General features: G+C 70.5%; 14 protein-coding genes and 1 pseudogene. 12 read left to right on the forward strand and 3 right to left on the reverse strand.

Annotation, left to right across the window (positions count from 1 at the left end):
* The first annotated feature begins 20 nt into the window (after positions 1 to 20).
* Positions 21 to 194, forward strand: a complete 174-nt coding sequence (locus ABZ318_RS17915) for a hypothetical protein (RefSeq protein ID WP_356903410.1) — start codon at positions 21 to 23, stop codon at positions 192 to 194.
* A 322-nt stretch (positions 195 to 516) separates the two neighbouring features.
* Here ABZ318_RS17915 and ABZ318_RS17920 read toward each other — a convergent pair whose 3' ends face one another.
* Both ABZ318_RS17920 and ABZ318_RS17925 read right to left on the reverse strand, forming a co-directional pair.
* Positions 517 to 669, reverse strand: a complete 153-nt coding sequence (locus ABZ318_RS17920; protein WP_356903411.1) for a hypothetical protein — start codon at positions 667 to 669, stop codon at positions 517 to 519.
* A complete protein-coding gene (locus ABZ318_RS17925; RefSeq protein ID WP_356903412.1) occupies positions 669 to 959 on the reverse strand; it encodes a hypothetical protein in 291 nt (96 codons plus the stop codon). The genes ABZ318_RS17920 and ABZ318_RS17925 overlap by 1 nt, the downstream gene beginning before the upstream one ends.
* Positions 960 to 1,313: 354 nt before the next feature.
* On the opposite strand from ABZ318_RS17925, the gene ABZ318_RS17930 reads away from it, so the two are divergent.
* From ABZ318_RS17930 to ABZ318_RS17980, 11 genes and pseudogenes are all read left to right on the forward strand, one after another.
* Positions 1,314 to 1,796, forward strand: a complete 483-nt coding sequence (locus tag ABZ318_RS17930; RefSeq protein ID WP_356903413.1) for a hypothetical protein — start codon at positions 1,314 to 1,316, stop codon at positions 1,794 to 1,796.
* A gap of 566 nt (positions 1,797 to 2,362) precedes the next feature.
* Positions 2,363 to 4,381, forward strand: a complete 2,019-nt coding sequence (locus tag ABZ318_RS17935; RefSeq protein WP_356903414.1) for an ABC transporter ATP-binding protein — start codon at positions 2,363 to 2,365, stop codon at positions 4,379 to 4,381.
* On the forward strand, positions 4,378 to 5,424 hold the full coding sequence (locus tag ABZ318_RS17940) for a phosphotransferase (protein WP_356903415.1): 1,047 nt from the start codon (positions 4,378 to 4,380) through the stop codon (positions 5,422 to 5,424). The genes ABZ318_RS17935 and ABZ318_RS17940 overlap by 4 nt, the downstream gene beginning before the upstream one ends.
* Positions 5,425 to 5,506: 82 nt before the next feature.
* On the forward strand, positions 5,507 to 6,643 hold the full coding sequence (locus tag ABZ318_RS17945) for an NUDIX domain-containing protein (protein WP_356903416.1): 1,137 nt from the start codon (positions 5,507 to 5,509) through the stop codon (positions 6,641 to 6,643).
* The gene (locus tag ABZ318_RS17950) at positions 6,640 to 7,419 is read left to right on the forward strand and encodes a methyltransferase domain-containing protein (RefSeq protein ID WP_356903417.1); all 780 of its coding nucleotides are present in this window, start codon (positions 6,640 to 6,642) and stop codon (positions 7,417 to 7,419) included. Before ABZ318_RS17945 ends, ABZ318_RS17950 begins: the two co-directional genes overlap by 4 nt.
* On the forward strand, positions 7,416 to 8,048 hold the full coding sequence (locus tag ABZ318_RS17955; RefSeq protein WP_356903418.1) for a hypothetical protein: 633 nt from the start codon (positions 7,416 to 7,418) through the stop codon (positions 8,046 to 8,048). The genes ABZ318_RS17950 and ABZ318_RS17955 overlap by 4 nt, the downstream gene beginning before the upstream one ends.
* The gene (locus tag ABZ318_RS17960) at positions 8,045 to 9,457 is read left to right on the forward strand and encodes an NUDIX domain-containing protein (protein ID WP_356903419.1); all 1,413 of its coding nucleotides are present in this window, start codon (positions 8,045 to 8,047) and stop codon (positions 9,455 to 9,457) included. The genes ABZ318_RS17955 and ABZ318_RS17960 overlap by 4 nt, the downstream gene beginning before the upstream one ends.
* 114 nt (positions 9,458 to 9,571) lie before the next feature.
* Positions 9,572 to 9,862, forward strand: coding sequence for a hypothetical protein (locus tag ABZ318_RS17965; RefSeq protein ID WP_356903420.1), 291 nt, complete (start codon positions 9,572 to 9,574; stop codon positions 9,860 to 9,862).
* A 13-nt stretch (positions 9,863 to 9,875) separates the two neighbouring features.
* On the forward strand, positions 9,876 to 11,495 hold the full coding sequence (locus tag ABZ318_RS17970; protein WP_356903421.1) for a hypothetical protein: 1,620 nt from the start codon (positions 9,876 to 9,878) through the stop codon (positions 11,493 to 11,495).
* A 158-nt stretch (positions 11,496 to 11,653) separates the two neighbouring features.
* Positions 11,654 to 11,988: pseudogene (locus ABZ318_RS17975) on the forward strand (transposase family protein); the annotation flags it as partial.
* A 533-nt stretch (positions 11,989 to 12,521) separates the two neighbouring features.
* Entirely contained in the window at positions 12,522 to 13,322 is an 801-nt protein-coding gene (locus ABZ318_RS17980; protein WP_356903422.1) for a maleylpyruvate isomerase family mycothiol-dependent enzyme, read from the forward strand.
* 270 nt (positions 13,323 to 13,592) lie between these two features.
* Here the strand turns inward: ABZ318_RS17980 and ABZ318_RS17985 are convergent, their stop codons facing one another.
* Positions 13,593 to 13,907: a hypothetical protein gene (locus ABZ318_RS17985; protein WP_356903423.1), complete on the reverse strand. Its 315-nt coding sequence runs from the start codon at positions 13,905 to 13,907 to the stop codon at positions 13,593 to 13,595.
* Positions 13,908 to 14,397 lie beyond the last annotated feature (490 nt).

Genomic DNA, 14,397 nt, shown 5'->3' on the forward strand with positions numbered 1-14,397 from the left:
CGGAGGAAAGAGGAACAGCCATGAGCGCCAGCGAGAAGATCAAGGCCAAAGCCGAACAACTGGCCGGCAAGACCATAAGGAAGGCCGCGCACGCGGTGGGCAACCGCAGCGTCACGGTGAAAGGTGCCGCTCTGGAGACCCGCGGCAAGGCCCGCGAAGCGAAGGAGCGGGGCAAGGACGTCTTCAAACACTGAGCCGGCAAGCGTCCCCCGGAACGCCCGGATATGTCGAACATGAAGGACGGAGCGACCAGCCTGGTCGACCGCCGTCGGCCGGCAGGTGTCGTGCGTGCTCGGCGGCCGGAGGAGGTCACCACAACGAGGGAGCGCTACGGCACGGCGGTCGACATCCGTGCCCCACGGTCATCGCCGCTGGGCGAGACCCTCTCTCTGGGGGATTTCCGCCGCCGCATGACCAGCAGGTTTCTCCAGCAGCTCGCTTGGAAAGCCTGGCCAATGGGTGGATTTCTACGACACAGAAGTGTCGTCGCTGCCGTTTCGCCCGTCGGCACGGCCCTCACGCATCTCGTGAACCTCGTTCGGACGTCGTTGCCGCGCAGAGCGACTCGGCGTGCGTCACGCCGTCACCTTGCTGGACGTACACGAAGCCGCCGACCCCCGCCGCAGTGAGTACACCGAGGCCGAAGGCCCCGAGTGCGATGATCTTCATCAGCCCCACAATCTCCTGTAGTTGGCCTTGCCGGTGTCCGGAATCCAAGTGATCTCGTGACCCGTGGAAGGCGCCACCTTCCGCATCAGCGAGATCACCGCGTCCGCCTTGTGGCACAGGCCCAGCGCGTGTCCCCGCTCGTGCCGACCCAAGGGGTCCTTCGGGCCGGTGTCCAGGTCGCCGTCCTTGAATTCGAGGTCGTTCGAGGTGATCGCGGCGTATGCCGGCATCGGCGGAGCCACGGGCGCCGGACACGCCGCCGCAAAGGCGAGCGAGGGCAGCTGCCGCATGTTCACACTGCGTAGCGTGACGGTAGCCGCCTGCCTTTTGGTCTACTCTCCATCCGCCTGGCGGCGGCAGCCGGGCGCAACGTACGCGCGCGGGGCAATAGCGGAGGCGGCACAGGGTCGGCCGGGGTGGTACGCGCTCCGCCTCCAGCCACAGAATTGAACACGTTCAACCGACCTGGCGCCCTCCGCGGCTACCTAGGCTACGGAGATGATCACCAAGCCTGCCTCCCGTCCGACCGCCACGGCTCTGTTGTTACTGAGCGCCCTCACCAGGTGCGCCGGGTCCACAGAGCCCGTCCTGCCGACGCGGCGCCGGGGTCCTCCGTACCGGCCGCGGACGGACGCCAGCCGAGCGTGCACCGCAGCGGCCACTGGATCGACGACGAGGGGCTCCACCGGGACGACGGCGGCTGCACCTGGTGGGTGATGTCCCCCATGGGTGACGGCCGTTACGTGCTGTACGGCGAGGACGAATCCAGCAAGGCGAAATGGCACGAGCCGCCGGTCGACATGCTTGCAGGCAGCCCCGCGTGGTTGCCGTGGGACGAACTGCGCGACCGGCTGCCCGGCAACGAACTCGGCTGCGTCTACTGGTACGAGAACGGGGCCTGGGCCCGCGCGCCCTACCCCGACAGCCTCGACGACGACGGCCTGGACTGCGGGATGGGCGCACTGGCCGACCACGCGCAGGCGGTGGAACTACTGGCCGAGCGCCTTGCGCCGGTGGACGACGGGCCCGGCACCGACGCCCTCCGCCCGGGCGGAGACCGGTCGGTTCCAGGACGTGGACGCGCTCCTGGCACGGTCCACCCGGCAGTCGCCGCTGCTTCATTCTGAACGATCAGTAGTACGCCCAAGCCCTGCGCACCCGCTGCCCGCCGTTGGGGGGCTTACGCAGCACCGCGGGCCTCGCCCCTCGAAGTGCGGATCAGGGGCATGCCGGGATTCAGGGTTGCGGGCAGCCCCGTCCGTCCCCCTTCTCGGCCCCGACGGCGTCAGCGCGTGGAACCGCACCCTGGAAGCCCTCCTTCTTGCCGGCTTGGGGTGCCGTCTCCCACGTGACCGAACTCCTTTGTAGGCGAGCCGCTTTGGGTGTCGGCGTTTCGGCCATACCCGGCTTTCGCAAGGACCCCCGTCCCGCACGGATCGATGCACACCGCACGAACGAGCTTTCGCCTGACGCCGGGGTTCGAATGCCGTCCGAAACACGTGTGTTCGAGACATGGGCCGGCGTCGTTGAGCCATCCGACACCCCCGCTCGACCCACCGGAGGCCGTGATGTCCCCTCCCCCCGCTGTTCTTGCCCAGGCCGATCGGTCCGGGCACGGATTCCCCTCGGCCACGGCCTCGTTCCCGGCCGACGCGTCCCCTCGCGCAGCACACCCGGGTGCGAGGTGGGGCGCATGACGGCCAACGGTGACCCGCTGGCAGCCGCCGCGGAGAGCACGTCGGAATCCGAACAGCTGCTGTTCGGTGGTGAGCTCACCTACGACTACGGGTGGGGAGCTCACGACGGTGCTTGGCTGAAGCTGGGTCTGCGTGCGATGGCCGGCTCGCTGCCGAGGCAGGTATCGGTGGCTGTCCGGCTGGCCCGCGAGGCCGACTCGCGGGCGTTCGCCACGGTCGCCGTGAGCGAGATCGCCCGCGGCATCACTCAGGCCGTCTCCCTGATCGCGGTCAACTCCCTGCTCGTCGAGCTGCTCGCCGCAGGCGACATGACCGGCCGGCTGCGTGCGGCGCTGCCGTCGCTCGCGCTGGTGGCCGTCCTCGCGGTGATCGGCTCGGCATGCCGGTCGGCCTCGTCCGCCGCGACGGGAATTCTGGAGCCGAAGGCCCAGCGGGTGGCGACCGAGCGGTATCTGGGCCTGGTGGCGCGGGTGGAACTGGAGGCGATCGAGGACGACGCCTTCCACAAGCTGATGGACTCCGCCCAGTGGGGCGCGGACTCGGCGAGGCGGATGGTCGGCTACTGCACCGCCGTGGTCACCTCCGCCATCTCGCTGGTCGCCGCCGCCGGCGTGCTCACCGTTCTGCACCCCGTCCTCCTGCCGCTCCTGGTTCTCATGGCCCTGCCGAGCGCGTGGGGCTCGCTGACCATGGCTCGGCACCGGTACATCAGCTGGCACCGCTTCGTGCAGCACGTGCGGGCCGCCAAGCTGATCAGCCAGCTCCTGATCAACCCGCAGGCCGCGGCCGAGATCCGCGTCCACGACGCGGCCCCGTTCCTGCTCACGCACTTCCGTCAGATGGCCGAGACCAGCGAGCGGGAGCAGACCCGGCTCGCGTGGACCGGCGCCCGCACCAACCTGGTCGCGGACTCGACGCGCGGCATCGCGACCGTCGCCACCTACGGCGCTCTCGGGCTGCTGCTGTGGCACGGGCAGATGGGTCTGGCCGTCGCGGGCACGGCGGTGCTGGCAATCCGCTCCGGTGCGACGAGCATCACGGACCTCGTCCTGCGCGTCACCGACGTCCAGGAGGAAGCCCTGTTCGTCGCCGATCTGGAGAAGCTGTGCCAGGAGGCCGCCCGGCGTTCCATCCCCGTCGGCGGGCTCGACGTGCCCGAGGGCGCGCACGAGATCCGGTTCGAGAAAGTGACCTTCACCTACCCCGGGGCCGACAAGCCGTCCCTGCACGAGGTCGACCTCGTCATCCCCCGGGGCAGGACCGTCGCCCTGGTCGGGAGGAACGGCTCGGGCAAGTCGACCCTCGTCCGCCTGCTGAGCGGATCCCGGCTTCCCGACTCCGGCCATGTCCTGTGGGGCGGCGTGAGCACGGCCGAAGCGGACCGCGCACAGGTCTTCGACCGGGTCGCGATGGTCGCCCAGGACTTCTTCCGCTGGCCCTTCACCGCGCGGGTGAACATCGGAATCGGCCGCAGCAGCGCCGCGATGGACGACCAGAGCGTCGAGGCCGCGGCGGTCTACGCGGGCGCCGACGAGGTCATCAAGGGTCTCCCGCGCGGCCTGGACAGCCTGCTCGTACGCGGTTACAAGGGTGGCCAGGAGATCTCCGGCGGACAGTGGCAGAAGATCGGCCTCGCCCGTGCCCGGCACCGCGACGGTGCGGTCCTGATCGTGGACGAGCCGACCAGCGCGCTCGACCCCGCTGCCGAGCAGCGGGTCTTCGACCAGATCCATCGACTGGCCGGCTCGGGCCAGACCACAGTCCTGATCACCCACCGCCTCCACAGCGTCCGGACCGCGGACCTCATCTACGTGCTCGACGAGGGCAGGGTCGTCGAGTACGGCACCTTCGCGGAGCTCATGGACCCGGCCACCGGGACCGGCGTGTTCCGGGAGATGTACGAACTGCAGGCGCGCCAGTTCCTCAACCCTTCGCTGCCGGCGCAGACCGCCCCGGCGGAAGCGGCGACGGGCAGGTCGGCCGACGCCGTTGTCGAGGGGCAGGCGCTGTCATGACACCGTCCGTCTTCGAGACGCGGAGCTCGCCGGCGACGCTCCTGCTCACCGGCGACTTCGGCATCGTCCCCGCCTCGATCGAGCCGGGCCCGGCAGGGACCGCCACGCACAACTACATCGCCACCGAGGCCGACGGCTCTCGGTGGTTCGTCAAGACTTACCCGGCCGGCACCCCACTGGGGCCGGTCGACGCCGCCGCCCGGCTCAGCGAGTACGCGCGCCTGTGCGGGGTGCCGGTCGCCGCCGCCCGCCACACGACGAACCAGGGCCGGCTCGTTGCCGCGCACCAGGGTCTGGTCATGACGGTGACCCGGTACGTCCCGGACACGGTGACAGCGGACGGGCACCTGACCGGGCGCCGTTGGGAGGCCGTCGGAGAGACCGTCGGCTGTCTGCACCGGGGCTTCGCCCGGCACGAGTACGGGCCGCCCCGTCTCGGCCCGAGGGACAAGGCGATCGACCTCGCCCGGACCACCGCCAGACTGGAGCACCTCGTCTCCCGCTATGAGGCCGCGCCGCCGACCACCTCGTTCGAGCGGTGGGCACTCGAGACGGCCCGCGAGAAGCTGGCGCGGGTGCCGGAGGTCGAGCGGCTTCTGGGCAGGGTCCCTCGCACGATGGTGTCGCAGCTGGTCCACGGCGACCTGTCCGGTCCGAACGTCCTGCTGCGCGGGGATGCCGTGGCGGCGGTGATCGACTTCCACCCGCCGGTCCGCCGGGGTGCCGTCTGGGAGCTGGGCCGCCTCGCACTCGACCCGCGCACCGTCCTGACCCAGCCGGACTGGCCCGAAGGACTGGGCCGGCTGGCCGCCGTCTACCGCTCCCTCCATCCGGTCGTAGGGGTGGAGGAGCTGGCGAGCGCAGTGCGGGTGACCGCCGTCGCCCTGGCGATGTCGGTGTATCCGCTCAACTCGGTCCTCGACGGCCTGGGTCCGGTCTCTGCCTCGCTGGAGCGGTACGCCCGCGACCGTCACCGGGCCGCCGCCGTGCTGCGCGACCGGCTCGACGAGGCCGAGAAGGTCCTGCGTGACCATCTCGCCTGAGCCGCACCTGTCCTTCCGCCCCGCGGCACCGGCCGCCGACCGTCCTCCCGCCGTCCGTTTCCCCAGTCCGCGAGGTTCTGCCATGCCCCCCGTCCTCTCCCGCATCCGCACTCTGGTCGCCTCCTACCTGGACCGGCACCCCGGCGAACGCGACGCCCTGGCCGGGCTGCTGACCGCCCTGGACACCGACGACGATCCGACCGACCGCTCCACCTTGCCCGGCCACGTCACCTGCAGCGCTGTGGTGATCGACCGGAACCGACGGGTCCTCCACATCCGCCACAGGGCGACCGGAGGGCTGCTGCTCGCCCCGGGCGGACACGTCGAAGCCGACGACGACACACTGTTGGCCGCAGCCCTGCGGGAGGCCGAGGAGGAGACGGGGATCCCTTCCCCCGCCCTCGTCCTGACTCCCGAATTCCGGGACGACCCCATCGACATCGACGTCCACGACATCGCCCCCGACCCCACGAAGGGCGAACCGGCCCACCGGCACTACGACTTCCGCTTCGTCTTCTACCTCGCCGACGACACACCCGGACTCGCCCTGCAAGTCGAGGAGGTGACGGACGCGGTCTGGCTGCCGTTCGACAAGGTGTCCTCCCCGACGCTGCGCGACAAGCTCGCCGCCTCAGCCCTGGACGGTGCGATCGTGCCGGTGAACGCCTCTGCGATCGTCCACGCCAGAACCTTGCTGGGGAGGCACGCTGCCGAGCACCCCGCGCCCGCCGACGGACCGGCGGCAGGCGCCGGGACCGCGCCTGCGAAGGCGCCGCCCGGGACCGTGCCGAACGTGGTCGGTGTTCACCTCTACCTGGAGCAAGACGGCCAGGTCCTGCTGGGTCTGCGGCATCCGGATTCGGCGTACGCCGGTGGGTCCTGGCACGTGCTGGCGGGCCACTGCGAGGCGGAGGCCGCAACCGCGTGCCTCGTGAGGGAGGCGTACGAGGAGGCGGGGCTGGTGATCGACCCTGCCGGCGTCGAGCTCGTCCACACCGTGCACATGGTGGATCGGCCCGGCGGCCGGCCTCGCATCGGGCTCTTCTTCCGCGCTCGCCTCTGGGAGGGCACGCCGGAGCTCCGGGAGCCGGACAAGTGCGTGGCCTGGAAGTGGTGGAGCGCGAAGGATCTGCCCGAGCCGATCGTCCCCTACACCCGTGCGGCGATCGAGGGAATCCAGGCGGGCCGGACCTACACGGAACTCGGGTGGTCGCGATGACCGGATTCGCCGCGGTGGGCGCCGCATATGCCGCCCACTCCGACAGCGCACGGGGCCGACTCCGCCACGACCTGGTCGAGCGCCGGCTTCTCACCGAACTCCCGGCCCGTCCCGCCACAGTTCTCGATGTCGGCTGCGGTAACGGCGAGATGAGCCTCCGCCTCGCCGCCGCCGGCCACCAGGTGACCGGTGCCGACCCGTCCGCCCGGATGCTGGCCGCCGCAGCCGATCGCCTGGCGAAACGCCCCGAACTCGCCGGCCGTGTCCGGCTGGTCGACGCCGACCTCAAGTCCCTCCCCCTCGGAGAGGAGCGGTTCGACGCGGTCTGCTGCCATGGAGTGCTGATGTACCTGGACGAGCCCAGTGAGGCGGTCGCCCGCCTGGCCGGACTGGTCGCACCGGGCGGACTGCTGAGCATCCTCGCCAAGAACCGCCGGTCCATCGGCGTACGCGAGGCGCTGGCCGGCGAGTACGCGACCGCACGTCGGCTCATCGAGTCCGGAGCGGACAGGAGCGTCGGCAATCTCGGTCGGGAAACCCGTGGCGACACCGCGGAAGCCCTCGACCGGCTCGCGGTTGATCATGGGCTGACGCCACTGCCCTGGCAGGGGGTCCGGATCTTCCACGACCACCTCGACGGCACCTGGGCCCCGGAACCGGCCGCGTACGCAGCGGCGCTGGAGCTGGAGTGGGCCGCGTCCTGGCGGAGCCCGTACCGGGACGTGAGCCATCTCGTGCACACCCTGGCCCGTCGGCCGGAGCGGAGTCGTTCATGACGCCCATCCGCACCGACCGCGCCACAGCCGCGCCCTCCGCGGTCGGCATCCCTCTGTGGAGCAAGCGGAACAACAGGTGCTTCCACGCGTGCCGCGCGTACCGGGTCGGCGAAGCGGTGCCCCTCGCGGAGTCATCGAGCCACGGCGTGGCGCTCCCGGGGGTCTCTCTCGCTCTCGCCGCAGCCGTCACCGGCTCCCGTCTCGCCGTCGGAGTCGACGGAGTCAACGGAGTCAACGGAGTCAACGGAGTCGAGGATGACTCATGGGCCGTGGCCGGCCCCGGTGACGGCACCGTCCGCGTCCACGGGCCGCGCGCCGTCCGGGCCGAGCCCGAAGAGCTCCGCACCCGCTGGGAACGGGTCGGTCGGCCGGACGCGTACCGAGTCGAACTCGGCGACGGCACCGGTCCCCAGCACGTCACCTCCGGCAGGGGGCCGAAAGCCCTCGCCTGGATGCTGCCGCCACTGCCCGCCGTCCCCCGGCGGACGCCCCGTCCGGGCAGCCCCGCCGAGGCGGTCCCGCGCTGCTCCGGCACGGTACGGGAGCAGCGCGGCAAGGACGACGGTGGGCTCGTCGACGACACTGTGTGCACAGTGTCGTCGGCCCGGCGGCCGGGAGGCGGCACGTGAGCGGCGTGCGGCACACCGTGCCGGTGGACGTGCACCTGATCGCCGTCCGCGACGGAGAGCAGGGTCCGGAGGTGCTGCTGTCCCGGCGGGCCGGCGACGTGTACGCGTCCGGTCTGTGGCACGCGCCGTCGGGGCACGTGGAGCGGGAGACCGTCGTGGACGCCGTCGTACGCGAGACGCTGGAGGAGACCGGCCTCGTCGTGGATCCGGGGGGCGTCCGGGCGGCCGTGATCGTGCACCACCGGCCGCCGGGCGGCGGGCGGGAGCGGGTCGGGTTCTTCTTCGAGGTCCGTCGCTGGCAGGGGGCTCCGCGGGTCGTCGAGCCGGACAAGTGCGACGCGGTGGAGTGGTTCCCGCTCGTGGCGCTGCCGGAGCCGATGGTCGCCTACTGTCGGGCCGGGCTCGACGCCTATCGGGCCGGTGCACCGGTCGCCCTGCACTTCCATGCCCCCGACGACCCGATCGCCTACGACCCCTGCGTCGACCGTCTCCGCCTCCTCCACGGGCCGGGGGCTGCGGATGCCGGCCCGGAGCCGGGTGTGCGGGATTTCGCCGAGCGTGCCGTGGGCCGCATCACCGCATGGACGGATGTGTCCTGGGCCCGGGAGAACAGCCGTGTGTGGCGCGTCCGCGGGGCGGCGGGCGGCTCGTGGTTCGTGAAGGTTCACCAGAACGCGAAGTTCCACCGCCGCGAGGCGGCCGCGTTGCGTGGCTGGGTTCCCGGGCTGGGCGGCGCCGGGCCCCGCCTCGTGGCCGCGGACCCGGACCTCCGGGCGGTCGTGGTGACCGCGGTCGAGGGCCGGTCCCTGCACGGCATGGTGTTGGCAGGAGCCGAGGAACGCGCGGTGTTCGAGGCGATCGGTGCGCTCGCGGCCCGTATCCACGCCAGCCCCCTCCCCGCGACGGCGTCCGGTACCGCACCCGTGGGACCGTACGACCGGATGGAGCGGCATCTGGACGCGGCGCGGCCGCTGCTCGAACCGGGTGACGAGGAGCGCGTCCGCTCGGCCGTCGCCGCCGCCCAGGGTTGCGGGCCGCTCACGCCGGTGGTGACGCACGGCGACCTGCAGCTGCGCAACCTCCTTCTCGGCGCCGACGGCGCGGTGCGCTTCATCGACGTCGAACGCAGTGAACTTCAGCCCCGGGTACGAGACTTCGTCCGTCTCCTTGACCACTTCGACGGCCGGGAAGACCTGGCCACGGCGTTCTTCACCGGCTACGGCCGCCCACTGACCGGTACGGAGGAGGCGCATCTGGTCGCGAGCATCGCCCTGGACTCGGTCTCCGGCATCGCTTTCGGGACGCGGACCGGGGACCCGGAGCTCGTCGAACGCGGCCGCCGCACCCTCGCCCGCCTGCGTACCGGCAGCACACGGCCCTTCCTCCGTCCGCAAGGAGCCCCGCGATGAATCCCGGCCTGCGGCGGCCACGCCGCGCCGCTCACCCGGCGCGACAACGACCGGACCACCCGCCGACGTGCCCGTGACCGCGACGACGTCCAACTCGGGGGCAGCACCGGGCAGATGTCTGCCTCGTCAGCCCCGACGGCAGTGGGCGGCCGTGACACTCCCCTGCCCATACCCTTTGAGCAGGCCGACAGGGATCGAGGAACCGACCATGAGCACACCGGCCGCCGCTGCCGGCAGTCCTGGATCGACCGCGGCCTCCGTCCCTTCCTCGGCATCGACCCGCTGCGGATCAGCTGCTACACCACCGGACACGGCGACTTCCACTGGGCCGACGTCGCCGCACCGGCCCTGGTCTGGGAGGCGTGGGGCGGATGCCGGTGGCTTCACGTGGCTTTTCGCCGCTGAGAAGATCACTGCCATGACCGTCTCGTTCCGCATCGATCGAATCCTCGGCGACCGCCCCTTCGCCGAGGTCGGTGATCCGGTCCTCGCCATCGATGACGAGAGCCGCGGTTTGTTGGCAGTGGCAGGCACACACGTGGCGGTGGCGGGCGTACCCGACTTCGGCAGCATTGCACCTGTCGGTGTCTACGACACCGACAATCTGGCCTGCCGAGCCCTTCTCCGCGCGCGGTATCCCGTACATGCCATGGCTTTCCACCCCAGGCTTCCCCTGCTTGCCATCGGTACAGGCGACTACGACGGCGGTTACTTCTTCGAAGGGGAACTGCTCCTTCTGGACCTGGAGACGGGCAGGAGCACGTCGCTCATCGAGCACGAACTCGGCCGCCAGGTCCTGGGCCTGGAGTGGCTCAGCGAGCAGGAACTACGGGTGCTGATGGCACCGTACGACGACTGGCAGGACAGAGATGCATGGAGCGAGGGGCACGTCGCGGTGGTGCACCGGCCCGACTGGAGAACCGTATCGCCCCGGTCGATCACCGGATATGACCTGGTCGGACCACGAGTAGCGGCCCCGCGAACCGACCGTCGAGAGGACGCACGTCAGAGGGTCTCGGGCCTGAGTAGCGAATGGGACCCGCGTCGCAACGTCCGCGCAGTCGAGGAACTGTCCGACGGCAGGATCGTGGCGACCCTCGACGGGATCCAGTTGGAAGCCTGGCTACCCTCAGGACAGCGGCAATGGGCTGTTCAGGACGACGACGGTGGCGGCCGCGACCTTGTCGTAGCCGCAGATGAGCGATCGGCCTGGGTCGGCCTGATGCGGCCCCCGTGGCAGGAGCACGCTCAGGCCGTGGTTCGACTCGCGCTCCAGGACGGGGCGCGGCTCGACCACTTCACTCCGACCGGCGCGGTGTCCCTGGTGCGATGTGCTGACGGCCTGCCCGCCCTCGCACCCGCCGGCAGGAACGGCGCGCGAAGCAGATTGCGTATCCGGCGTGGCAGCCGGATCTACTTCCGGGAGAGTGTCCCCAGGAAGAGCGGGCAGAAGCCCGGCTCAGGCGAAGCCTGGCTCGCGGCAGCGGAGCCGAGAAGCATACCGGTCGCCGAACGTCCGCATGAGCCCGGAAAGGCGGAGGCCCGTCGTCTGTCTCCCTACTCCTGGACGCCTGGCGAGACACACTTCGCGGGACCCGGCGTGGAGACCACCGACGGCGACCTGATCCATGCCGGCACCGTCTACCACGGCCACGGATTGCAGCCAGGCGGATCTTTCGTCGTACGGCGCGCGGTGGCCGGTGAGGAGCCGACATGGGTCTTCCGAACGGACCGGAAAGCTACGGACCTCGACCGCGACACGGAATCGGTCTACGTCACGTACGACGACGGCGAGCTCGTCATACTCGATCTCCATGACGGCAACGTCCGCTGGCGCCAACACCTGATCATGGCCGGAGTACCCGTCGTGGCGACCGCGCTGACCGTCACCGATCCCGGCCGCCTGCTCATCGGGACCACGGACGGGCGACTCATGGACTGCTCGATTGGGCCAGAACTGCACTCGCGAGGGTCAGGCGGGTCACCGGTTGGCGGAGCTCCTCGATCTCGGACTTCCGGTTCGCGACGGTCTTCCTGAGCTTGGCGTCAGTGAGCCGTTTTCATCCTGTCTCTGCGGGGTGAAATGGCAGGTCAGCGGGGGTGGGTGACGAGGCAAGGCTCCTGGTCGTTGCGGTGGTGCTCTTCTCTACGCACCACGCATCGCCCGAGGAGCCTCGTTTGGTCCCGTATCGGGCCATGCTCGGCGTCCCGCACGAGCTGGTCGAGCATGTCTCCTGGCTCATCTGCGCACGAAGGTGTGAACGCCGTTCTCGGTGGCGGAAGCTGAGCTGCTTCCAGCAGGCCTTGCTCGCGCTGGTGCATCTGCGCAAGAACGAAACGCTGCCGCCTCGGCAGCCGGCTTCGGTGTCTCGACCGCGACGGCCCGGCGCTACGCCGACGAGACCCTGGACGTCCTCGCAGCATGGGCACCGGGCCTGCACGAAGCCCTGACCGGGCTGAGCGAGGGCGATCACGTGACCATGGACGGCACCCTGATCGCTACCGACCTCACCAAGGCGGACGAGCCGTACTAGACGAATGTGTCTGGCTTCCAGCCGCGAAGGAGCCCCAGCGGGAGCTCCCCCCGTTGTCGACGGTTCGCATGGCTGAAACGGCTGCCCTCCCAGTTCATGACGTTTGTTCCCTTGCAACAGCGATGCCTTGCGGTGGAAGCTCGGGTGGACGGCTTGCCGGGTCGCCGGGTGGCCGGCGTCCTCGGCCCCCGCCGGCGCCCAGGCGGCGCTGGACCCGCCGGGCCCGGCCCGGCCGGTTCTCCCGATCCGACCGGTCCTCCCCCGCCGTCGTGACCTCCGCGTCCATCACATCGAGCGGCAGCATGACCGCGCGCACCGGGTGGACGTCACGTCGCCGAGATACCCGGCCACGCGGCGAGGCCAAAGCACCCACAGGCACGACGCCGGGCGTACCGCCACCACCAGCGTCCTCGCAGCAGTGCGCAGCTTGTCACCCGAGCGGTGGGAGGCGAGGACGTCCGCAATGGCCGACCGGCGGCGACTGTGAAAAACGCTGTCCGGTCACCGGAGCACGGTGATAGACATCCGGCGTGGAAAAGAATCTTGAGTTCCCTGACCTGCTGCGACTGATCGATGAACGGTCGACCGCCTTCCGCGCCGCGGTCGCCGCCGCGCCCAGTCTCGACGCACAGGTGCCGACCTGCCCCGGGTGGACGCTGTTCGATCTGGTGAAGCACCTGGGTGGGGGAGACCGTTTCTGGGCCGCCATCGTCGGCGCGGGGCCTGCCGACGCTCCCCCGGCCGAGGCCACCGCTGCGCGCGCCGCTCTGGAAGTGCCGCGGGAGCGTGAGGCCCTGCTGGCCTGGCTGGCCGCGTCGACGCAGCTTCTGCTGAGCGCCCTGCGCGAGGCAGGACCGGAGAGCGGTTGCTGGACGTGGTGGCCTGCGTCGCAGTCGCCGCAAACCTCCGGCGGCATCGCCCGGCACCGGGCCCAGGAGACCGCGGTGCACACGTACGACGTCCAGCTCACCGGGGGCACCCCGCAGCCGCTGCCGGTCGAGGTGGCACTCGACGGTGTGGAGGAGTTCCTGTTCACCGTCTGCGCAACGCCGAGTGCCTGGCCGCACAAGCCCACGGCCTTCGACTTCCACGCCGCCGAGGGCCGCTCCTGGCGCCTCACGGTCGACGGCGACGGCGCACGCTCCGCCCGTATCCCCGCGCCCACTGCCGCGACCGGCGAGGACTCGGACGCAGCCGGCGTCTCCATCCATGGCACGGCCAGTGAGTTGGTCCTCTACTTGTACGACCGTATCCCGGCCGACTCCTTGCACGTTGACGGAGACGCAGGGTTGCTCAACCTGCTCCGCGCCTGGGAGCCGGAGGAGAAGTAGGACGTGGCGGGGGCGGTTGGCCGCGCCTCGAGCCGGTAGGACACGGCTCTTCGCCAGGTTCGTCAGTCGCGGCACCGGGCTCAACCCCGCGAGGCGGCCTCGGGGCGTCAGCGAGCCGACCGTCTACCTGGTCAGAACTCGAACTCACGACCTCCGCACGATCAGAGACGAGTACGTCGACAGCCGGGCATCCGCCGACCGGCTCGCTCTCCGTCTCGCCGCCACCAAGAACACCGTCTGACGAGTGCGCGTCTCACCTGTGGGAGGGACTCAGGGCGGTGGCTGTCGCAGTGGCTGGACGGTGCCGCCCGTCGCACCGGCGATCTGACCACGCTCGGCGGGCGGGCCAGTGGGCAGGGGCACTGGGACGAAAGGGCCTTCGTCGGTACTGAACAGCTCGTTGAGGTGATCACGGAATGCGTTGAGCCGCTGGGGTACGTGCGAGATCGGACCCGTCTTGCCGTTGTTGCCGGTGTAGCCGAAGAGGTGGGTGGGGTCGTCGTTGATCTCGAGGAGGACCTCCGCGGCCGCCCGCTGGCAGGCCAGGTGGTGCGGGGAGTGGGCATGCCCCCGCCTCGTAACCAAGCTCCCGGCTGGCTTGCTCTAGCAGATCCTTGAGGTGATACGAGCCGCGGGCCCCGAGCAGGAGCATCACCATCCGCTCGTTCGGGGCCTGTATGACACCGTCGTTGATGAGGGCGTCCGGCCTAGAGGAGCGGTGCTCGAGCGCAAGCCCGGGAATGCCCCGGCCCTGGGAACGGCGCTCGGCGATGAACTGCTCGAACTTGCGACGAGCACTGCCGTGGCGGTCCGCCCTCGTCGCGGCTGCGGCTCTCCAGCTCCTTGAGATCGTCTCTGGCCGCCACGATGTCGCGCGCGGCGCTCTCCACGTAGAGCACCGCGCCAGCCAGGAACGGCCCCATGATCTCCTCAGGGATACGGGGAGTGGCGAAGGACCCCGCCCTCATCCAAGCCCTCAACTAAGTGAGCGTTTTGCTTATTTTCATGCTGGTTTGATGTGATTCTGAATCATCGGCCTTGAAGGGCGACCGCGCCTTATCTACCGGAATGTGCC

It is taken from the genome of Streptomyces sp. NPDC006197 (assembly GCF_040613865.1).
In the GTDB taxonomy this organism is placed as follows: Bacteria; Actinomycetota; Actinomycetes; order Streptomycetales; family Streptomycetaceae; genus Streptomyces.